Source organism: Telluria sp. Soil_C_11, assembly GCF_057657395.1.
Map to the genome: position 1 here is coordinate 211,331 of NZ_JBDGIN010000001.1, position 20,790 is coordinate 232,120.

19 protein-coding genes and 1 tRNA gene are annotated in these 20,790 nt (G+C 66.9%); 9 read left to right on the top strand and 11 right to left on the bottom strand.

Going from position 1 to position 20,790, the window contains the following annotated elements; all coding sequences use genetic code 11:
• Positions 1–16: 16 nt before the first annotated feature.
• The gene (gene ilvD / locus AC3A6M_RS00955) at positions 17–1,876 is read right to left on the bottom strand and encodes a dihydroxy-acid dehydratase (protein ID WP_487850884.1); all 1,860 of its coding nucleotides are present in this window, start codon (positions 1,874–1,876) and stop codon (positions 17–19) included.
• Between the two features lie 165 nt (positions 1,877–2,041).
• On the opposite strand from ilvD, the gene AC3A6M_RS00960 reads away from it, so the two are divergent.
• The 3 genes from AC3A6M_RS00960 to AC3A6M_RS00970 all read left to right on the top strand — a co-directional run bounded on the left by AC3A6M_RS00960 (position 2,042) and on the right by AC3A6M_RS00970 (position 4,267).
• Positions 2,042–2,117, top strand: a tRNA-Lys gene (locus tag AC3A6M_RS00960).
• A 72-nt stretch (positions 2,118–2,189) separates the two neighbouring features.
• Entirely contained in the window at positions 2,190–2,786 is a 597-nt protein-coding gene (locus AC3A6M_RS00965) for an IMPACT family protein (RefSeq protein WP_487850885.1), read from the top strand.
• Between the two features lie 314 nt (positions 2,787–3,100).
• A complete protein-coding gene (locus tag AC3A6M_RS00970; protein ID WP_487850886.1) occupies positions 3,101–4,267 on the top strand; it encodes an MFS transporter in 1,167 nt (388 codons plus the stop codon).
• 1 nt (position 4,268) lies between these two features.
• On the opposite strand, the gene AC3A6M_RS00975 is transcribed toward AC3A6M_RS00970, so the two are convergent.
• Positions 4,269–4,835, bottom strand: a complete 567-nt coding sequence (locus tag AC3A6M_RS00975; RefSeq protein ID WP_487850887.1) for a cysteine hydrolase family protein — start codon at positions 4,833–4,835, stop codon at positions 4,269–4,271.
• 101 nt (positions 4,836–4,936) lie between these two features.
• Between AC3A6M_RS00975 and AC3A6M_RS00980 the strand changes: the two genes are divergently transcribed.
• Entirely contained in the window at positions 4,937–5,851 is a 915-nt protein-coding gene (locus AC3A6M_RS00980) for a LysR family transcriptional regulator (protein ID WP_487850888.1), read from the top strand.
• Positions 5,852–6,063: 212 nt separating this feature from the next.
• On the opposite strand, the gene AC3A6M_RS00985 is transcribed toward AC3A6M_RS00980, so the two are convergent.
• The 4 genes from AC3A6M_RS00985 to AC3A6M_RS01000 all read right to left on the bottom strand — a co-directional run bounded on the left by AC3A6M_RS00985 (position 6,064) and on the right by AC3A6M_RS01000 (position 10,755).
• Entirely contained in the window at positions 6,064–6,897 is an 834-nt protein-coding gene (locus AC3A6M_RS00985; protein ID WP_487850889.1) for an HDOD domain-containing protein, read from the bottom strand.
• Between the two features lie 127 nt (positions 6,898–7,024).
• Entirely contained in the window at positions 7,025–8,089 is a 1,065-nt protein-coding gene (locus AC3A6M_RS00990; RefSeq protein WP_487850890.1) for a BON domain-containing protein, read from the bottom strand.
• A 104-nt stretch (positions 8,090–8,193) separates the two neighbouring features.
• Entirely contained in the window at positions 8,194–8,886 is a 693-nt protein-coding gene (locus tag AC3A6M_RS00995) for an NUDIX hydrolase (protein WP_487850891.1), read from the bottom strand.
• 123 nt (positions 8,887–9,009) lie between these two features.
• On the bottom strand, positions 9,010–10,755 hold the full coding sequence (locus AC3A6M_RS01000) for a dipeptidyl-peptidase 3 family protein (RefSeq protein ID WP_487850892.1): 1,746 nt from the start codon (positions 10,753–10,755) through the stop codon (positions 9,010–9,012).
• A gap of 146 nt (positions 10,756–10,901) precedes the next feature.
• Here AC3A6M_RS01000 and AC3A6M_RS01005 point away from each other — a divergent pair, with 146 nt between their 5' ends.
• Entirely contained in the window at positions 10,902–11,537 is a 636-nt protein-coding gene (locus AC3A6M_RS01005) for a class I SAM-dependent rRNA methyltransferase (protein WP_487850893.1), read from the top strand.
• Positions 11,538–11,561: 24 nt separating this feature from the next.
• Here AC3A6M_RS01005 and AC3A6M_RS01010 read toward each other — a convergent pair whose 3' ends face one another.
• A complete protein-coding gene (locus AC3A6M_RS01010) occupies positions 11,562–12,614 on the bottom strand; it encodes a WD40/YVTN/BNR-like repeat-containing protein (protein WP_487850894.1) in 1,053 nt (350 codons plus the stop codon).
• A gap of 103 nt (positions 12,615–12,717) precedes the next feature.
• On the opposite strand from AC3A6M_RS01010, the gene AC3A6M_RS01015 reads away from it, so the two are divergent.
• Complete coding sequence (locus tag AC3A6M_RS01015; protein ID WP_487850895.1) at positions 12,718–12,990, top strand: hypothetical protein; 273 nt, start codon at positions 12,718–12,720, stop codon at positions 12,988–12,990.
• A gap of 96 nt (positions 12,991–13,086) precedes the next feature.
• On the opposite strand, the gene AC3A6M_RS01020 is transcribed toward AC3A6M_RS01015, so the two are convergent.
• From AC3A6M_RS01020 to AC3A6M_RS01030, 3 genes are all read right to left on the bottom strand, one after another.
• On the bottom strand, positions 13,087–14,559 hold the full coding sequence (locus AC3A6M_RS01020; RefSeq protein ID WP_487850896.1) for an efflux transporter outer membrane subunit: 1,473 nt from the start codon (positions 14,557–14,559) through the stop codon (positions 13,087–13,089).
• 143 nt (positions 14,560–14,702) lie between these two features.
• The gene (locus AC3A6M_RS01025; protein WP_487850897.1) at positions 14,703–16,346 is read right to left on the bottom strand and encodes a DHA2 family efflux MFS transporter permease subunit; all 1,644 of its coding nucleotides are present in this window, start codon (positions 16,344–16,346) and stop codon (positions 14,703–14,705) included.
• Positions 16,347–16,355: 9 nt separating this feature from the next.
• A complete protein-coding gene (locus tag AC3A6M_RS01030) occupies positions 16,356–17,486 on the bottom strand; it encodes an HlyD family secretion protein (protein WP_487850898.1) in 1,131 nt (376 codons plus the stop codon).
• Positions 17,487–17,599: 113 nt separating this feature from the next.
• Here AC3A6M_RS01030 and AC3A6M_RS01035 point away from each other — a divergent pair, with 113 nt between their 5' ends.
• Complete coding sequence (locus AC3A6M_RS01035; protein WP_487850899.1) at positions 17,600–18,262, top strand: TetR/AcrR family transcriptional regulator; 663 nt, start codon at positions 17,600–17,602, stop codon at positions 18,260–18,262.
• Positions 18,263–18,390: 128 nt separating this feature from the next.
• Positions 18,391–18,576 (top strand): hypothetical protein, encoded by a 186-nt coding sequence (locus AC3A6M_RS01040; protein WP_487850900.1) that lies wholly within the window; start codon positions 18,391–18,393, stop codon positions 18,574–18,576.
• A gap of 60 nt (positions 18,577–18,636) precedes the next feature.
• Here the strand turns inward: AC3A6M_RS01040 and AC3A6M_RS01045 are convergent, their stop codons facing one another.
• Complete coding sequence (locus AC3A6M_RS01045; RefSeq protein WP_487850901.1) at positions 18,637–19,356, bottom strand: hypothetical protein; 720 nt, start codon at positions 19,354–19,356, stop codon at positions 18,637–18,639.
• Between the two features lie 224 nt (positions 19,357–19,580).
• On the opposite strand from AC3A6M_RS01045, the gene AC3A6M_RS01050 reads away from it, so the two are divergent.
• The gene (locus AC3A6M_RS01050) at positions 19,581–20,789 is read left to right on the top strand and encodes a diguanylate cyclase domain-containing protein (protein ID WP_487850902.1); all 1,209 of its coding nucleotides are present in this window, start codon (positions 19,581–19,583) and stop codon (positions 20,787–20,789) included.
• The last annotated feature ends 1 nt before the right edge of the window (position 20,790 follow it).

Here is a 20,790-nt window from a genome sequence, read left to right on the forward strand (position 1 = left end):
CGTTTCGAGGCCGGCTTCAGCGCTTCAGCTGCGACAGGTCGCGCACCGCACCGCGGTCGGCCGAGGTGGTCAGCGCCGCATACGCCTGCAGCGCCTGCGAGACGACGCGCTCGCGGTTCGGCTTCCACGCTTCAATGCCGCGGGCCTCCATCTTCGCGCGGCGATGCGCCAGTTCTTCGGTCGACACGGCCAGGGCTATGGTGCGGGCCGGGATGTCGATGTCGATCATGTCGCCCTCTTCCACCAGGCCGATCGCGCCGCCTTCCGCCGCTTCCGGCGAAGCGTGGCCGATCACCAGGCCCGACGAGCCGCCCGAGAAGCGTCCGTCCGTGAACAGCGCGCAGGCCTTGCCCAGGCCCTTCGACTTGATGTACGAGGTCGGGTACAGCATCTCCTGCATGCCCGGGCCGCCCTTCGGCCCTTCGTAGGTGATGATGACGACGTCCCCTGCCACTACCTGGTCGCCGAGGATGGCTTCGACCGCCGCGTCCTGGCTGTGGAACACGCGCGCCCTGCCCGAGAATTTCAAGATGCTCTCATCCACGCCGGCCGTCTTCACGATGCAGCCCTTCTCGGCGATGTTCCCGTACAGGACCGCCAGGCCGCCGTCCTGCGAGTAGGCGTGTTCGCGGTCGCGGATGCAGCCGGTGGCGCGGTCGATGTCGTTGGAATCGAAGCGCTCGGCCTGCGAGAACGCGACCTGGGTCGGCACGCCGCCCGGCGCCGCGCGGAACAGCTGGTGCACGGCCGGGTCGTCGCTGCGGCGGATGTCGTATTTCTCGATCGCGTCGGCCATGGTCGGCGAGTGCACGGTTGCTACCTCCGTGTCGAGCAGGCCCGCGCGCGCCAGTTCGCCCAGGATGGAGATGATGCCGCCGGCGCGGTGCACGTCTTCGATGTGGTACTTGTCCGTCATCGGCGCGACCTTGCACAGGCAGGGCACCTTGCGCGAGATGCGGTCGATGTCGGCCATCGTGAAGTCGACGCCGGCTTCATGGGCGGCGGCCAGCAGGTGCAGCACGGTGTTGGTCGAGCCACCCATCGAGACGTCCAGCGCCATCGCGTTTTCAAACGCCGTCCGGGTGGCGATGCTGCGCGGCAGGACCGAGTAATCGTCGCCTTCGTAATGGCGCTTGGCCAGGTCGACGATCAGGCGGCCGGCGCGCAGGAACAGTTCCTTGCGGTCGGCGTGGGTGGCGACGATGGTGCCATTGCCCGGCAACGCCAGACCCAGCGCCTCGGCCAGGCAGTTCATCGAATTGGCCGTGAACATGCCCGAGCAGGAGCCGCAGGTCGGGCAGGCCGAACGCTCGGCTTCCAGCACGTCGGCGTCCGACTGGGTCGGGTCGCCGGCCTTGATCATGGCGTCGATCAGGTCCAGCTTGATGATCTTCCTGTCGTTGTTAACGGTCTTGATGACCTTGCCCGCTTCCATCGGGCCGCCCGACACGAACACCACCGGGATGTTCAGGCGCATCGCGGCCATCAGCATGCCCGGCGTGATCTTGTCGCAGTTCGAGATGCAGACCATGGCGTCGGCGCAGTGGGCGTTGACCATGTACTCGACGGAGTCGGCGATCAGGTCGCGCGAGGGCAGCGAATACAGCATGCCGCCGTGGCCCATGGCGATGCCGTCGTCGACGGCGATGGTGTTGAATTCCTTGGCCACGCCGCCGGCCGCCTCGATCTCGCGCGCGACCAGCTGGCCGAGGTCCTTCAGGTGGACGTGGCCGGGCACGAACTGGGTGAACGAGTTCACCACGGCGATGATCGGTTTCTCGAAGTCGCCATCCTTCATGCCGGTCGCGCGCCACAGGGCACGGGCGCCGGCCATGTTGCGGCCCTGGGTGGTGGTACGGGAACGGTAGGTCGGCATGATGTCTCCTCGGAACGGCAATCGAATGAACGACCAGAGTGCCGCAGGACCTGTGATTTGTCCAATACATGATTTATTGCTGTGTGATTCTTTTTGCATATCACAAGATTTCCTACACGAAAGGTCTTGGCCGGATGCTGCCGAGCCGCTATAATGCGGGCCGTCGGGTCGTTAGCTCAGTTGGTAGAGCAGCGGACTTTTAATCCGTTGGTCGCTGGTTCGAGCCCAGCACGGCCTACCACGAACAAGCAGTAGCAGATCAGCCAGCTTTCGAGCTGGCTTTTTTGTTTGTCCGATCGGAACGCCGGCCTCCATGCCCCAGACCATCCTCGCCCCCGTCGACCACGAGCTCATCATCAAGAAGAGCCGCTTCATCGCCTGCGTGCAGCCGATGGCGGACCGCGCCGGCGCGCAACAGGTGGTGGCGCGGCTGCGCGCGGAACACCCCGGCGCCGCGCACGTGTGCTGGGCCCTGCTGGCCGGCGGGCAATCGGCCGCGGTCGACGACGGCGAACCGGGCGGCACCGCCGGACGTCCAATGCTCGACGTGCTGCGCCACCAGGACCTCGAAGGCGTGCTGGCCACCGTGGTGCGCTACTTCGGCGGCGTCAAGCTGGGCGCCGGCGGGCTGGTGCGCGCCTACACCGACAGCGTGGCGCAAGCCCTCCTGAAAGCGGAAAAGATTGCCATCGTCCGCCAGCGCCTGCTGCGCTGCGCCGTTTCCTATCCGATGGAAGGCCTGGTGCGGCGCGAGCTGGAACTGGCCGGGGCGACGCTGGAGCAGGTGGCGCATGGCGAGCAGGTGTCGTTCGCTTTCAGCCTGCCCGAAGACAAGGCCGGGGCGCTGGTAGCGCGGCTGAATGAGGCGGGGAGCGGGCGCATCGCTTGGATCGACGAGACCGGGGACTAACGATCGTCCCCGCGCTCGCACGTCGTCCCCGCGCAGGCGGGGACCCAAGTTCGTTGCGGGCCGCAAGCAAACGCTTTGGGTACGCACGCAAACTTGGGGGGATAGCGCCGGTGGCGCTATCCCGCCTTCGCGGGAAGTCGTTTCCGGCAATGCCGGGAACGACGTGCTAGCCATCAACCCAGCCTATATCCGTCATCACGACTCGAAAGCGGACGCCGCAACCGTGCGCCCGCATAATGGCCGGTTCCCCGCCGTGCCGCCTGCCCTGCCTGCGGCGCCGCGGGCCGTCAAACCACAGTAAAGCGAAGAATAACGTGATCAAGAAGAGCCTGGCCCCACTGGCCCTGGGCGGTTTCGGCATTGGCATGACGGAATTCGTCATGATGGGCATCCTGCCCGACATTGCCAGCGGCCTCGATATTTCCATCCCCCAAGCGGGTTACCTGATTTCGGCCTACGCCGTCGGCGTCGTGGTCGGCGCGCCGACCCTGGTCAGCCTGCTCGGCCACCGCCCGCCGCGCGGCGTGCTGGTCTGGTTCATGCTGATGTTTGCCGTCTTCAATGCGCTCTCAAGCTTCGCGCCCAACTTCGAATCGATGATGCTGTTCCGCTTCCTGGCGGGGCTGCCGCACGGCGCCTTCTTCGGCGTCGGCGCCGTCGTCGCCACCCGCCTGGCGGACAAGGGCAAGGAAGCGGCGGCGCTCGCCAGCATGTTTTCCGGCCTGACCCTGGCCAACGTGGTAGGGGTCCCGGCCGGCACCTGGCTGGGCCACCACATGAGCTGGCGCATCGTGTTCCTGATCGTCGCCCTGATCGGCCTGGCGACCGCCTTCATGACGCACAAGGTCATCCCGTATTTCGAAGGCAGCAAGCGCGCCGGCCTGGCCCGGGACCTGCGCATCTTCCGCAACCCGAAGCTGTGGCTGGCGCTGGGCATCACCTCGATCGGCACCGGCGGCCTGTTCGCCTGGCTCAGCTACATCGCCCCGCTCCTCACCGAGGTGACGCGCTTCCACGCCGACGCGATCCCGCTGATCATGACCGTGGTCGGGGTCGGCATGACCGTGGGCGTGCATTTCGGCGGCAAGCTGGCCGACCGCCTGCATCCGCTGCGCGCGATCCAGATCCTGCTGGCCTCGATGATCGTCCTGTTGGTGCTGAACGCGCTGCTGGCGTCCTCGCAGGTGGCGATGGTGCTGCTGGCCTTCGGCGTCGGTGCGAACGCGCTGGCGCTGGGGCCGTCGATCCAGATGCTGCTGATCGAGCATTCGCGCGAGGCCGAGATGCTCGGCTCCTCGCTGGGCCAGTCCGGCTTCAATATCGGCAATGCCACCGGCGCCTTCCTCGGCGGCATTCCGCTGATCATGGGCTACTCCTACGCCTCGCCGCAATGGGTCGCGGCGGCCCTGGCCGGCGCGGGCCTGGTGCTGGCGTTCGCGATGCAGGCGCACGGGCGCCGCGAGGTGCGCGTCCTGGCCTGATTCATTTCGCCTGCAGCGCCGCCAGCACTTCCTGCGAACCGGCGATGCGCGCGAATTCGCCATGCAGGCTGGCCAGCGCCGTCGCGTGCATCTCCCCGGCCGTAAAATGGCGGCCATCCGGCCCGGTGCGCTCGTGGGTGGCGCAGGCATCGTCCACCACGACGGTCGTGAAGCCGAGATTGCCGGCCATGCGCGCCGTGGTCGACACGCAGTGATCGGTCGTCAGGCCGCACAGCACGACGGTATCGATGCCGCCCTCGCGCAGGCGCCGCTCGAGGTCGGTGCCGATGAAGCCGCTGTTGACCTCTTTTGTGATCACCGTCTCGCCGTCCAGCGGCAGGGCCTGCGGCTTGAAGGCGAAGCCGGGCGTTCCCGCGCGGAAGGCGCCGGTCGCGCTGCGCGAGGCGTGGCGCACGTGGATGACCGGCCGGTCCGTGGCGCGCCAGGCGGCCAGCAGCGCGGCGATCCGCTCCTCGGCTTCGGGGTGGTTGCGCTGGCCCCAGCGCGGATCGAGGAAGCCTTGCTGGACGTCGATCGGGATCAGGGCCGCATTCGCGGGCAGGTGCATGAAGTCTCTCCTTGCTGGTGAAAAACCGCATGTTCGCGCCCTGCGCCACCATGCGCTACCGAAATCCCGGATAATCGACGATCCAACCATGAAGGATTTCGATGGCCCTCAAGCTCAGCCAACTGCAGATGTTCGCCGCCGTCGCCGACCACGGCAGCTTCAGCGCGGCCGCCGCCGAACTGGCGTGCACGCAGTCGCGCATCAGCCACGCCATCGCCGAACTCGAACGCGAACTGGCGGTGCGGCTGCTCGACCGCTCGCACGGCGGGTCCGCGCCGACCGAGGCCGGGCGGCGGGTGCTGGACAAGGCGCGCGCCATGCTGCAGCTGGAACAGGAGCTGCGCGCCGGCACCGGCGCTGCCGAAGCCCTGGCCGGGCAGGTCCGGGTGGCGTGCTTCCGCAGCGTCGGCACCCACCTGCTGCCCTACGCGGCCGAGGCCCTGGCCGCCGCGCATCCGGGCATCGTGCTCGAGATCGACGATGGCCACCTCGGCCGCGACGCCCTGCTGGACGCGCTGCGCGGGCGCCGTGCCGATATCGCCGTCGCCCAGCTGCCGCTGGCGCGCGGCCTGGCTTCCCTGCCCTGGCTGCACGACGATTACGTGCTGGTCCTGCCGGCCGAGCGGACCGCTTTGCAGCCATTTTCCTGGGACCAATTGGATGGCCTGCCCTTCATCCAGCTGGCCTGCCCGGGCGCCGACGAAGTCCTGGAACGCTGCCGCGCCGCCGGCCTGGCGGTCCGGGCCAGGCAGAGGCTGGCGAACGACACCAGCATCGCCGCCATGGTCGCGCGCGGGATGGGCTTTTCGATCATGCCGCGGCTGGCGGTGTTTCCCGAACCGGAGGGCGTGCGCACGCTGGCCCTGCCGATCCCGGCCCGGCGCAGCTTTGCCCTGGCCGGAGATGCCGCGGCGATGCGGCGCCCGGAAGTGGCTGCGGTGTTGAAGATCCTGCGCAGCAGGAAGATGGTGGAGCGGACGAAGGCCTGGCAGGCGGGAATCCTGGCCTGGAGTTGATCGTCGTCCCCGCGCAGGCGAGGACCCCAGTTTGCATGAGTACTGTTGGCTCTGGCGATTTGCTGCGAACTTGGGTCCCCGCCTTCGCGGGGACGACGATTGTGGTCGCGGGGACGACGATTGTGGTCGCGGGGACGACGATTGTGGTCGCGGGGACGACGGTCGTAGTCGCGGGTACGACGCTGGGTACGCCGGGGAGCGACGTTATCGGGTCAGACGAGAACCGCCATCCCCATCGATTCACTGAGTTCTTCGGCCTCGCCGATGATGGCCTGCAGGGTCGCCTCGTCGACGATGAAGTCGAGCGCGCTTTCGCTGTGGTCCGGCAAGGACACCTCGACGCCCAGCGGCGACGGCACCCTGGCGTACAGGTTGGCCAGCAGCAGCGTGTCGAGCAGCGAGCTCGGCGGCATATTCAGCCAGCCGTTGCGCAGCTCGAAGACGGCCTCGGCCACGGGTTCCGGCAGGGCCAGGCGGCGCCCCACTTCGCGCGTGACCACGTCCTCGCACAACTCGCCCCAGCGCTCCTCGTCATCGTCGAGCAGGCCCGGGAATTCATCGGCGCGGGTCAGCAGGTAGAAGGCGCCGATCTCGTGCACGATGCCGGCGAACATGGCCGTGTCCGGATTGATGAAGGTGACGTGGCGCGCGAACACCTGGGCCAGCGCGGCCACCTGCACCGTGTGTTCCCACAGCTGTTCGGCCTTGGCGCGCAGGCCGCGGTCCTGGATGCAGCTGCCGAACTGGCGCACCGCCAGGCTCGCCACCAGCATCTGCAGGTTGCGGTAGCCGACCCGGGTGACGGCCGCGCGCACGTTCGTGATCGGGGCGTTGCCGGCGTTGAAGGCGGAGGTATTGGCCAGGGCCACGGTACGCGCCGCCAGCTGGGGTTCGCCCAGCACCAGGCGGATCGCTTGCTCGAGATGGCAGTCGGGCTCGTTCAGCGCCTGCTGCAGGCGCAGGACGGCGTTCACGCTGGTGGGGAAGGATATGTCACCGCGCGCCGCCTGGGCCGCAATGTATCCGAAGGCTTCGATTCTGTTCACGGCGGCGATTATACCTTGCAGACTTTAGCCTACAGGCAATTTCCGTTCTAGCGATCGCAACCTGTGGTATCACAACAAAACAAACGGCCGGCTACAAAGCCGGCCGCATTTCCAGTCAAGCAAGTGCTTACTTGACCTTGATTGCGCTCTTCACGCTGGTGACGCCTTCGACGCCCTTGGCGATCTTGACCGCCTTGTCGGCCTCGGCCTTCGAATTCACGAAGCCGCTCAGCATCACGACGCCCTTCTCGGTCTCGACGTGGATGCCCAGCGATTCCAGGTTCGGCTCCTTGATCAGGTCGGCCTTCACCTTGGTGGTGATGGCGGTGTCGGACGCTGCCAGCTTGGTGTTGGCGGCGGCATCGCGGGTCTTGTCGCCGGCACGGTCGGCCGCGTTGTCGGTCTTGTCGGCAGCGACGGAGGCGCTGTCGCGGGTCTTGTCGCCGGTACGGTCCATTGCGTTCTCGGTCTTCTGGGCAACCGTATGCGCTGCCGCCTTGGTCTTCTCGACGGCGGTGTGGGCGACTTCCCTGGTCTTCTCGGCAACGGTAGCGGCCGCATCCTTGGTCTTGGCGGCGGCGGTCGAGGCGGCGGCGGCCGTCTTGTCGCCGGCGCGGTCGGCGGCGTTCTCGGTGCGGTTGGCAACCTCGCCGGCGTTTTCCTTCACGGTCGACGGCTTGGTCTGCACCAGGCAGCCGGTCTTGCTGTCACCGCCCTGCTGCGCGCACTTGTCCATGGCGGCGGTGCCCGACGCCGTGGCGCCGGACGCGCTCGAACCGGTTGCGGTGGTGGCGGCCCTGGCGTCCGCCAGGGCCGCGGTATGGACCGACTTGGCATTGTTCATGCAGTCGTCCTTGTCGGCGCCGCTCTTCGCGCCGCACTTGGTCTTGGCCAGGTCGTACTCGGCGTCGGCCAGGTTGGCGCGCGCCTTTTCGCGGCCCTTGGCCGTATTGTTGTATTGGGACAGGGCGTCGGATTCGGTACGGGTGCGCGCCAGGCGGGCCTCGGCCAGGCACACATCCTTGTCGTTGCCGCTCATGCTACCGCATTTCGCGGTCGCCACCTTGTAGTCCGCGGCGGCTTTCTGGGTGACGGCGCGGTAGCTGGCCGGATCGTGATTCAGTGCCACTGTGGGCGCGGCGAAGGCGGCGCCGGCGGCCGTCGCGAACAGGGTCGCAATCAGCGTTTTCATATCGATGTCCCTTGTATCAGTTGTTTTGATACAGGTGATTAAACGCCGCGCCGGACCGAACATCTGTACGTCATCGCACAATTGTTGAAAAAACCATAAAAAGCCTAGTCGTCGCTCAACAATCCCTCTTTCCAGAGGACCGCTGCGTCCTCGAAAGGCTTGCCGGCCGCGCCGAAGCGATTGCCGTCCCCGGCCAGCTTGACCCAGACCCGGGTGTCGTGGCCGCTGCGCGCCACCGGCTGCACGGCGCGCACCTTGTCCAGCCAGGCATGCACGCGGGCGTAGTCGCCGGGGTGGCTGTGGCGGGTCCAGGCCAGCGCAGCCAGGTCGGCATAGCCTTCCTCGCGGCGCATCTCGCGCATCGCCTTCGAGGCCGCCAGCAGCGACGGATCGGCCGCGGTCTCTTCGCCGACCTCGACGAAGCCGGCCGGCAGCGCATGCCAGACGCCCTGCGCATAGCGCCAGCAGTGCGCGATCTCGTGCGCCGCCATCGCTTCGATCAATTCCCCCTGCTGCTCCTGCGCCACGCCGGCCAGCACCTTCTCGGCGTCCGGATTGCCGCGCAGCGACACCACCAGCTTGCAGCGGCCGCCATCGAAGCCCATCGCCAGCGGCACGGTGTCGGGGCCGGCCTGGGGCTGGACCACGATATCGATTGGCAATTGCTGGCCACGGGCGTACTCGAGGACGGGATAAGCAGCGGCAATCCAGCGTTTTTCGAGCGAAGTGAGGTCGGCGCCGATCGCTGCCTGGGATGCCGCGCACAGGGCAGCGGCGACGAGGAGGGACTTGAACATGAGAGGGATTCCGCGCGGGATAGATAACATGCCTATCGGCAATTCTATCCCTGCGTGAACCCCTCGCCAGAATATTTTTTACTGGCTATATAGAACGTCAAACTTACCAAAAGTACAAATTGCTCAATGCGCCGTCAGCTTTGCCGCCGTCGTGAACGCCGGCCGGATATCGTTCGGCACCGCCTTCATCTTGTCGAGCGCCTTCTGCACGTCCGGGCGGATCACCACGTACTGCTTCATGAACGCCTGCGCGCGGGCGTAGTCGCCAGTCGCCTCGATGGTCAGGAATTCGCGGTCGAGGTCGGCCACCGCGCCCTTGATCTTGTTGAAGTCCACCGAGAAAGTGCCGTCGCCGTGCGAGACGAAGCCGCCCTTGTCGAGCAGGTAGTTGACCTGGATCGCCATGCCGCGCGCGTGCGAATCGGTCAGGCCGAAGTGCAGGGTGCGGAAGGCGGAGGCCAGGAAGGTGTTGTACAGCTTGCGCTCGGCGGCGGCGCCCTGCCCCAGCGACGACTTCAGCTGGCCCTTGTCCATCATGTAGCCGAGCGCCCACAACCCGGTCACGTCGGCCTTGGCTTCCTCGATGGTCGAGTAGGCGTCCTTCAGGTCCTGGCGCGGGGTCGAGGGCTTGCCGCCCTGCGTGGTCGCGTGCGGGCCCAGGCCGTGCATGATCTCGTGCGCCAGGATGTGGGTGAAGAAGGAATCGAAGTCGAGATCCTTCTGGTCGGCCGGGCGCAGCACCAGTTTCGTGATCGGGACCAGCGTGCTCTCGAACTTCGCTTCCTGCACGTTCTTCAGCATCACGCGCTTGGAGCCGCGCTTGCTGATGATGCGCTCGTCGTTCGGCAGGTTGTAGGCGGCGGTCTGCACGCCCATGTTGCCGTCGCCGGCGCCATACACCTGATTCACGACGACCATCGGCGCGAGCGCGCCGACCTTCGGATTGCGGTACTTCGGATCGATCGGCAGGTTGTTTTCCAGCTCCTGCATGTGCTTGCCGAAGAAGTTCAGCTTCTCGGTCTCCTTGGCGTCGCGCACGTTCACATAGGCCTCGAAGGCGGCCTTGTAGCCGAACAGCTCGTCGTTATAGGTCTCGTAGGGGCCGATGGTGACGTCGACCGGCGAATCGAGGTCCATCCAGGCGAAGTCCGAGGCCAGGTAGTCGTTCGACAGGAAGGCGTCGGCGCGCAGGTTCAGGAATTTCTTCAGCGAGGCGTTGTCGGTGGCGCCGGCGGCTTCCTTCAGCAGCTTCGACAGCTGCTGCAGCTCGGTCGCGTATTCGTCGGAGTACTTCACGATGGCGTAGCGCTTGGCGCCCGTGCCGTCCTTGGTGTTGCGGATAGTGGTGAAGAACCACTGCGCCTGCTCCTTGTCCTGCGGCGACAGGGAATTCATCCAGGTCTCGAGGTCCTGCTTGCTCGCCCCTTCCGGATAGAAGTTGGCGCCCAGCGGCTTTTCAAGCGGGATCCTGATGCCGGCGAATTCGGCGGGCATGAAGGAGCGGTTGCCGTCGATGATCGACCACGGTCCCTTGTTCAGCCAGAAGTAGTCGCGCCGCGCACGGCCCAGCGCGCTCGTGTCCTTCTGCAGCGCCGCCCACAGCGCCTCGTTGCCGGACCAGCGCTGGCGCAGCTGCAGGGTGTCGACGATCTTCGCGGCTTCGATCAGTTTTCCGATGGCGATGCGGTCGCCCTTCGACAGCTTGCTGGTGTCGGCGTTCAGGGCGACCGGGGCGAAGCGCCTGGCCATCGTGGTCAGTTCGGCGGCCGTGGCCGGTGCGGCGGCGTGGGCGGGGGAGTCTGCGGCCAGCGTGGGCATGGAGACGGCGCCGAGGACGGCAAGGGCGAGGGGCAGCAACAGGGTTTTCATGGTGTCTCTGGTTGGGGTAGTTGTAGTTGGGCGATTGTAATCCTGTTCTGCCGGCTGGCGCAGGATCGGTGTCTGGAGTCCAGGAGAGGCACACGGGCCGGCAAGGCCTTGCTGTATCATTCGGCTCCTGAAAACGAAGCCCGCATATGCTCATCATTACTATCAAACAGGGCAAGGAAAAAAGCCTGCTGTCCGGCGATCCCTGGATTTACCTCTCGGCCATCGACAAGGTCGAGGGCCGGCCCCAGGAGCGCAGCAAGTCCGGCGCCACGGCGCTCGTGCAATCGTCGTCGCGCCAGTTCCTGGCCCGCGCGGCCTATAACGCCAGGTCACAGATCGCAGCCCGCGTCTGGACCCTGCGCGAGGACGAGCCGGTCGACCACGCAATGATCAAGCGCCGCGTGCAGGCCGCGGTCGCGCGGCGCGCCGATGCCGTGCGCGGCGCCGATCCGCAAGCCCTGGTCCTGGTCATCGATGGCGAAAAAGACGGCCTGCCGGGCCTTCTGGTGCACAGCTATGGCGGGACCGGCGGTTACCTCGTATGCCAGTTCAACGCGGCCGGCGTCGACTTCTGGAAAGTGACCATCGTGCAGGCGCTGCTGGCGGCGACAGGCTGCCCCAACGTCTTCGAACGCAGCGACGAGCTGTTGCGCAAGGGCGAAGGGCTGCCCGTCATCTGGCGTGCGCTGGCCGGCGATGAGCCGCCCCAGCGCCTGATGGTGCGCGATGGCTCGCGCCTGCTGCCGACCGATATCCGCACTGGATTCGTTTATCCGCGCTGAATCAACCGGCCGGTCGTCTTCACGTCACCGCCCTTCCCTGCCATCCAGCGCCGGCCCGCTGTACTTCATCAGCAGGCCCTTCGGCCCCACCGCCCAGCCGCTCGAAGGCGTCGCGAAACCGACCGTGTTCATCGGCGTCCTGTCCAGCACCGTCCAGCTCTTGCCGCCGTCGCGCGAGAACCCGGAACCGGCCAGGCCCGCGGCGACCAGCGCGCGCGGCGCACCCGGCACCGGCACCACCACCGACATGTAGCCGGCTGGCGCCACCTGCACCGGCGTCCAGCTCGCGCCGCCGTCGGACGTAAGGGCGCCGTTGATGCCGGCCATCTGCGTTTCCTTGTAGTCGCCGCCGGCGGCAAAGCCCTCTTCCGGATTCAGGAAGGCGACCGAGAACACGCCGCGCGCCGCCGCGCCGGCCGGGATCGGCGTCGCGCTCGGGCGCCAGGTCTTGCCGCGATCGGGCGAGTGGAACACGCGCGAAGTCGCGCTGCCGCCGGTGGCGATCCAGGCATCGCTGGCGCCGGCCACGGTCAGGCAGGTGCCGCTGGCCGCGAACGCGCCTTCGTTGGGCATCGCTTCCAGTCCCTTGGCCGCGACTTCATGCCAGCTGGCGCCGCCGTCGCTGGTGGTGTAGACCTGGAAGCTGCCCTTGACCGGGTCGCCGAACAGGATGCCGTTGTCCTTGTCCCAGAACGCCATCGCGTCCCAGAAACCCTCGGCCACCTGGTTCGTCGCCATCAGGCGCCAGGAAGCGCCGCCGTCCTCGGTGCGGTAGATGCGCGAAGCCGCGCCCGGTCCCGCGCCCATCACGATGGCGGTCTTCGCATCGATCGCGTGGATGTCGCGGAAATCGATCTTGTCGGCGTCCGGCACCTGCATCGCCTGCCAGTGCGCGCCGTCGACCGTGCGCAGGACCGTGCCCCTCGCCCCGCTGGCCCATGCGACCCGGTCGCTGACGACGGACAGGCCGCGCAGTTCGGCGCCGGTGCCGCTGGGTGTCGCTTGCCAGGCTTGCGCCGATGCGAAGGCGGTGGTGGAAGACAGCAGTGCGGCGAGGAGGAGCGAGCGTGCGGGCATGGTACCGGCCTGTAGAGTCATGATGGCCGATCTTACACCGCCGCCCGCGCAAGCGGCCAGTTTGCGATAATGGCGGCCTTACCCGCAATTTGAAACGAACACCATGACGACCCTGACCTACGAAGCCTTCCTCGACGAAGTGACCACCCTGCTCACCGAGATGTACGACATGGAAGACGAAGCCGCCATCAAGCTGGTGATGCAGGCGCAGGATGCCGAGTACTTCGTCGTCCACGACGACAAGGAAGAACTGCGGACGCTGGAGCAGGCCAAGAAGGAGGCGGTGGCCTTGTACACCGCAAAGCAGAACCGCGTGCAGACGCAGCAGAAGCAGCAGCGGGCGCAGCACCAGAAGGGTGGGCCCAGGAAGCGCTAGGGGTTACCGACGAAACTTGGGTTCCCGCCTGCGCGGGAACGACGGCTTGGCTACGTCGTCCCCGCGCAGGCGGGGACCCAAGTTGACTTTCCCTGCTTAATTACCCGCCTTCGCAATCGTCGCGACAGGCTCCCCCTGCGTCCACCCCCCACCCAGCGCCCGCGCCACCGACACCGCCGCCAGCAGGCGCTGGGTACGGATCTGCGCCGCGGCGCGGTCCGCCGCCAGCGTGCTGCGCTGGGCGTCGGTCACGTCCAGGTAAGTCGAGACGCCGCGCTCGTAGCGCGCCTGCGCCACCAGCAGCGCGCGGCTGGCTGCCTGCTGGGCCTGGGCCTGCACCTCGCCCTGCTGCTGGCGCTGCTGCACGTCGGACAGCGCATCCTCCACTTCGCGCAGCGCGGTCAGCAGGCGCGCTTCATGGTTTGCCACCGCCTCGTCGTAACGGGCCTGGGCCAGCTTCAGGTTGGCGCGATTGCGGCCGGCGTCGAACACCGGCAGCGACAGCGCCAGCGGACCGAAGGAGAACTGGCGTGCGCTGCCCTGGGCCAGGTTGCGCAGGTTTTCCGAGGCATAGCCGAAGTTGCCGGTCAGGGACAGCGCCGGGTAGAACGCGCCTTCGGCCACGCCGACCTGGGCGTTGAAAGCCTTCAGGGTGGCCACGCTCGATGCCAGGTCAGGGCGCTGGCCCAGCAGGCTGGCCGGCAGGCCGACCGGGATGCCCGGCGGCTGCGGAAGCGCGGCGTCGGGGCTGGCCGGGATCAAGGGCTCGCTCGGCGAGGCGCCCACCAGCACCGCCAGCGCATGCTCCAGCGTGTTGCGCTGGCGCTGGGCTTCGTGCAGGTCGGCCTCGGCGTTGGCGCGCTCGATGCGGGTGCGCGACACGTCCAGCTCGTTCGACAGGCCGGCGTTGAAGCGCGCCTCGATCAGCTCCTGCGATTCGCGGCGGGTCGCCAGCGCGTTGCGCAGGATCGCCAGCTCGGCGTCCAGGCCGCGCAGCTGCCAGTAGGTCGTCGCCACCTGGCTCGACAGCATCAGCAGCACGCCGTCGCGGTCGTCCTGGGCCGCCAGGGCCTGGGCGTCGGCCGCCTCGACGACGCGCCGCACGCGGCCCCACAGGTCCAGCTCCCACGAGAAGTTGGCGCCGGCCTGGTAGTTATTGCCTTCGATCGAGCGGTGTCCCAGCGCCAGGCCCTGCGAAGTCTCGGCCGAGGTGCGCGAGTTCGACACGCCGGCGCCCACGCTCACGGTCGGCAGCTGGCCGGCGCGCACCACGCCCAGCTGGGCCTGCGCCTGCACCAGGCGCTGCGCGGCGGCGCGCACGTTCGGGTTGTCGCGCAGCGCGCGCGTCTCGAGGGCGCTCAGGGTCTGGTCGCCGAACACGGTCCACCAGTCGGCCGGCAGGCGCGCAGCCTGGTCCTGCTGGCTGCCCTGCACGTGGCGATAAGCCGGCGCCGCGACGCCGGCCGGGGCCTTGAAGTCGGGGCCGATGGTGCCGCAGGCGGAAAGAAGCGCGGCGACGGCGGCGGCCAGGGCGGTTTGGATGACGGGCTTGAACATAATCGTTTTCATTAAAGTTATCCTCTCAGTCGTTCCCGCGGAGGCGGGAACCCAAGTTCGCGGCGTACCGCTAGCGCTTTCACCATTCACGCAAACTTGGGTCCCCGCCTGCGCGGGGACGACGCGAATTATTCGCGGGAATGACAGGGCATATGTCAGTGGCCTCCGCCACCAGCCCCACCCGGCGACTTGACCTTGTCCGCGAACCACAGCGGAACGATCGCAGCCAGCAGGATCACGCCGACGATGAAGAAGCCGTCGTTGTAGGCCATCACATAGGACTCGCGCCGCACGATGCGGTCGATCGCGCCGATCGCCTGCTGGGCCGCGGTGGCCGGGTCGATGCCGCGTGCGATGAAGGCCTGGGTCAGCTGGTCCAGGCGCAGCTGGGTCGCGCTGGACGCCAGCGAGACCGCTTCGCCCAGGCGCGCCGAGTGGAAGTGCTCGCGGTTGGTCAAAGCGGTCGCCAGCAGCGCGATGCCGACCGAGCCGCCCAGGTTGCGGGTCATGTTGAACAGGCTCGAGGCCGACGGCATGTCCTTCGGCATCACGCCGTTCATCGCGAAGTTCGACAGGGTCAGCATCACGAAGGGCTGGCCGATCGCGCGGATGACCTGCGACAGCATCAGCTGGTCGTAGCCGGTCGACGCATCCATGTAGGCGTTCATCAGGCAGGACACGCCGAACAGCCCCAGGCCGAACATGCACATGATGCGGTTGTCGACCTTCTGCGACAGGCGCGCCACGAAGGGCATCACGAACAGCTGCGGCAGGCCCATCCAGGCGATCACCTCGCCGATCTGCATCGGCGAATAGCCGGCGATCTGGCCCAGGTACAGCGGCAGCAGGTACGACGAGCCGTACAGGCCCATCCCGATCACCGCCGACAGCGCGGTCGCCACCAGGAAGTTGCGCTGGCCGTAGAGCCGCAGGTTGACGAAGGGCTCGGCGCGCCAGAAGCCGATCACGACCCAGCCGAGGATGCCGGCCAGCGCCAGCGCGGCGAAGGTGATGATGAAGCTCGACTCGAACCAGTCCTTCGAATTGCCCTCTTCCAGGAAGATGGTCAGGCTGGCCAGGCCGACCGCCATGAAGGCGATGCCGAGCCAGTCGGCCTTCAGCAGGGCCTGCAGGTTCTTCGGCTCCTTGTCGATGCCCCAGTACATGCCGGCGATCAGCAGCACGCCCGGCACCCAGTTGATGTAGAAGATCGAGGGCCAGCCATACAGCTCGGTCAGGTAGCCGCCCAGGGTCGGGCCCATGGCCGGCGCCAGGGTCGCGGTCAGGCCGAACATCGCCATGCCGACCGCGCGCTTGGCGGGAGGCAGGCGGGTCATCACGAGCGTCATCGCCATCGGGATCAGCGCGCCGCCGGTGAAGCCCTGCAGCATGCGGAACACGATCATGCTCTGCAGGTTCCAGGCCGTGCCGCACAGGGTCGAGAACAGCAGGAAGAAGGCGGTGGTGCCCATCAGGTAGCGGCGCTGGCCGAAGGCGCGCACGAACAGCGCGGTCATCGGGATCACCACGATCTCGGCGCACAGGTAGGCGGTCGAGATCCACGAGCCCTCTTCCTGGGTCGCCGACAGCGTGCCGAGGATGTCGCGCAGCGAGGAGTTGGTGATCTGGATGTCGAGCACCGCCATGAAGGCGCCGAGCATGCCGGCGAACACCGCGATCCAGGTGCGCGCATCGATGTGCGCGCCGTTGGCCGGGGCCCCCGGGGGCGCGTTGTGCGGCGCCGGACGCGGCGCGCCGGGTGCGGCGGGCGTCTTCAAGGCCGTGGTGGAACTCGTCATGACGATTCCTTAGTGCTTGGTGTTCTGGCGCAGGTCGACCTCGACCACGGTCGACATGCCCGGCACCAGGCGGCCCGCGTACTTCTTCAGGTCTTCCGGCCTGAAGGTGATCTTGACCGGCACGCGCTGGACGATCTTGGTGAAGTTGCCGGTCGCGTTATCGGCCGGCAGCAGCGCGAACTGGTTGCCCGAGGCCGGCGAGAAGCTGTCCACGCGGCCGACCAGTTCCTTGTCCTTCAGGGCGTCGACTTCGATCTTCACTTCCTGCCCCGGCGCCAGGCCCGGCAGCTGGGTTTCCTTGAAGTTGGCGGTCACCCACACGTCGTCCTGGACGATCGCAGCCAGCTGCTGGCCCGGCTGGATGCGGGCGCCGACTTCGACGCTGCGCTTGCCGATGCGGCCGCCGACCGGGGCGACGATCTGGTTGTAGCCGAGCTGCTGCCGGGCGTCCTTGAGCTGGGCCTGCAGCACCTTGACCTGGGCCTTCAGCACGTCGCGCGCCGAGGCGGCGGCGGCGATCTGGGCCTTGGCGGCGGCGGCGTTGTCGCGGCGCGCATTGACGTCGGCGGAGGCGCTGGCGCGCGCGGCGGTGGCGGCGTCGACCTCGGCCTTCGAGACGGCTTTCATGGTGGTGTTATACAGCTGGCCGTAGCGCTCGGCGTCCTGCCTGGCGCGGACCAGGTTGGCCTGGGCCTGCACCACCTGGGCGCCGGCGGCCGAGGCCTGGGCGCGCGCCTGCTCGACGGCGGCGTCGGCCTGCAGGATCTGCTGCTGCACGCTGGCGATCTGGGCCTGGATCTGCTCGACCTTCACGCCCTGGTCTGCCGGATCCAGCTCGGCCAGCACGTCGCCGGCTTTCACGACCTGGTTGTCGTCGAACAGGACCTTGGTCACCACGCCCGGGATGCGGCTCGATACCGGATGCACGTGGCCGGTGATGTAGGCGTTTTCGGTATCGACGAAGTTGCTGCTGCGATACCACATGCGGCCGCCGGCGCCGATGGCGGCCAGCGCGATCAGGCCGACCACGATCAGCACGCGCTTGGGCGGACCCTTGCTGGCGTTGGCAGGCGTGGCCGGCGCTGCCGGAGGAACCGCGGCGGCAAACGGTTTCTCGACCGTGGTATGCGAATCTGGCATGAGTACGACTCCGAAAAAAATGAAATGGGTTCATCGCATTATTCGACAAGAATCCGGCGAAGTCAAGAAATGAAACGGTTGCATTTCATTTTTTCCTGCGCTAGAGTGTCGGCATGGACAAACCACTGCACGATCCCATCGATAGCGCCTGCAAGGCGGCTGGCCGGCCCAAGGCCGACGAGGTCGAAGCACGCATGCAGGAGCTGCTCGACACCGCAGGCAGGCTCTTCCTCAAGAATGGCTATACCAAGACCAGCCTGGAATCGATCGCCCGCGCCGCCCACGTCGCGGTGCGCACGATCTATGTGAAATTCGGCGGCAAGGCGGGTCTGCTGCACGCGGTGCTGGCGGCCAAGCGCGACCGCTACTTCAGCAGCCAGCCGATGGACTCCGACCCTCGCCCGTTCAAGGAAGTCGTCGCCGATTTCGCGCGCCAGCTGGTCGAACTGAAGAATTCGCAGGAAGCGATCGACATGCAGCGCATCGTCATGGCCGAGGCGCCGACCAATCCCGAGCTGGCGGAAGCCTTCTGGAATGGCGGTCCACGCCAGACCCGCGAGATGCTCGGCCGCTACTTTGCGCGCCCGGACATCCGTGCCCAGCTGCGCGCCGACGTTCCGCTCGAGCTGCTGCCCGAATTCCTGATGAGCGGCCTCTCCGGCGACCAGCTGTGCCGTTTCGTGCTGGCGAAACAGCAGCGCACGCCGGAAGAAATCGAGCGCGAGCTCGAAGGCCGGCTCGACCTGTTCTATCACGCGGTGCTGGCCAGGCCCTGAGCGCCAGGGTCAATGTGCGGCATCGCACGGAACGCCTGCACCACTCTGGGGCATCCTGAATGCCTTATGAAGGAGGATGTCATGGACACGAAAAATACAAAGACGGCAGTTCGCCGCAAGGAGGTAGCATGAGCAAGTCGTCCCGTTACGAATGGCGAGACCAGCAGGCGGCGCTGCAGGAGCGCATGAAGGGTTTCCTGGCAAATCCGGACAGCGAGCGAATGGAAGCCGTGGTCGCCGAGATGCGCGCCTACGCCGATGCGGCCCGCGCGGGCCATATCGAGATCCCGCAGACCTTCACGGCCTACAGTTAAGTCAGCGGTCTTTTTTGCTGCATGCACGACGCCGTCCGGATGAAACCTGGGCGGCGTTTTTCATTTGGCGGACGCGCCCACCAGGAAATCGATATAGCCTTCGATGAAGGCGCGCTGCGAGCGGCGGAATTCGTCGACCGTCCTGAACATCGTGGTCTGCTGCTTCATCAGGTAGGCGGTGACGATCACGCCGTCCCGCGGCACGAAGATATGCAACTGGGTCGGCATGGCGCTGGCGTTGGCGATCAGCGCATTCTGGGTCAGCGCTGCGTACTCGACACCCCTGTAATGCGCGCGCTCCAGCTCCATGTACTCCCTGCCCGCAACGATCCGGTCCAGTTTTTCCTTCGCTTCCGGATGTGCCTTCAGGTAGCTTTCGGCATGCTTGCTGCCGTAGGCGTACACATGCTCGAGCGCCTCGACCAGGACGTCCTTGTCGCGTTCGTAGCGGCCCGGCGCGCTTTTCTCGACCTTGGTGTTGGCAAAGAAGCCGCTGCCGGGATAAGCGTACATGGCGGTGACCCCGTCGACGACGCTTACCTGCTCCTTGCGCACCGCGCCGCCCGGCTGCGCCGGCACCACCTCGACGCTACGCCAGGCCGGGCAATCCGTGCAGCGCTGCTTGAGTTCGACCAGCCGGAGCCCGTCCGCAAACTGGCGCGGCACCAGTTTCTCGAAGGCCGCGGGCGGAGCCGGGGGCTCGGCGGCGGCTGGCCGGGCCAGGACAGCCAGCATCAGCATCAGTAGCGGCAGCGGCAGGCGTGCAATGGTCTTGATCATGCGGCGGTTCCAGCTCGGCGTTGATGAAGAAACCATGTTGCCACGTCGTCCACACCAGCGCCGGCATCTCCGGAAGGGAGCGTGGCGCGGCCGCCCCGGTAGCATCATGCGCGACCCGATGCAAGCAGGCTGTTGGACGCGCCGCGTCACAAGAAACAACTTAAGTGTGAACTTTCTTCACATTTAAGTTAGGATGACGATGATTCCATAAAGCAAGGCTTCAGATGCCCAGCTCGTTCATCGTCCCCCATTCCAATCTCCGCCGCACCAACTTCGCATTGACCCTTGCCCTGCTGCTGGTCGCTGCGCTCGGCGTCTTTTTCGTAAGGGAAGTCGTCGATCTGCACGGATCCATGGGCAAGCTGCGCAATAACGACCGCGCCCGCGTCGAAATACGCAACGTGCTGGTCGACCTGCTCGACGCCGAAACGGGACAGCGCGGCTTCATCCTCACTGGCCAGGAGAGTTACCTCGAGCCCTACTACCGCGGCAAGAACCACGTCAGGGAAAGCATCCGGAAAGCCCAGCAATCAGTCCGTCCGGAGGACCAGCCGGTCGCGGATTTCCCGAAGATCATGTTGCTGGCGGAACGGAAGCTGGAGGAACTCGACCGTACGGTGGTGCTGAAAAAGCGGGGCGACACGGCCGCCGCGCTGGAGGTCGTGACACGCGGCTACGGCAAGTCGGCCATGGACGACGCCCGCCAACTCATCCAGCGCAACATCGAACAGTTGCAGCTGCAGCGCAACCGCGCCATCGACAGCCTGGATGCGCGGCTGCGGCGCACCGCCATCCTGCTGGTTCTGATCCTTGCCGTGGTGTCGGCACTGGCGGTGCATGCCTGGCGTTCCATGTCGAAGGCGATCCGCATCAACAATGAGCTTGCCCAGACCCTGGCCCGGGAAGCGTCGTATGACGCATTGACCGGTTTGCCGAACCGGCGTTTCTTCGACCGCTGGGTACGTCAACTGCTCAACAAGAACGGCCGCGACCGGGGACCGTTCACGCTGCTGCTGGTCGACCTGGACGGCTTCAAGAAGGTCAACGACACGCTCGGTCACCTGGTCGGCGACGACGTCCTCAAGGAAGCGGCCGCGCGCTTCCAGGCCAGCCTGCGCGGCGGCGAGTTCCTTGCGCGACTGGGCGGCGACGAATTCGGCCTGCTCATCGAAGGGGATGTGTCCCGCAAGGACCTGGAACAGCTCGGGCAGCGGCTCATCGCATCGCTATCCCCGAAGCTGCACGACCGGCTCGCCGAGGGCGCGGTCGGCGCCAGCATCGGCGTATCGCGCTTCCCGCATCACGGCACCGATATCGAGGCGTTGACCGAAGCGGCGGACGAGGCCCTGTACCGCGCCAAGGACGGCGGCCGGGGGATGGTGTCGTTCGCCCACGTCGGCAGCAACGACATCATCCGGGCGCGGCCGGCCTGAG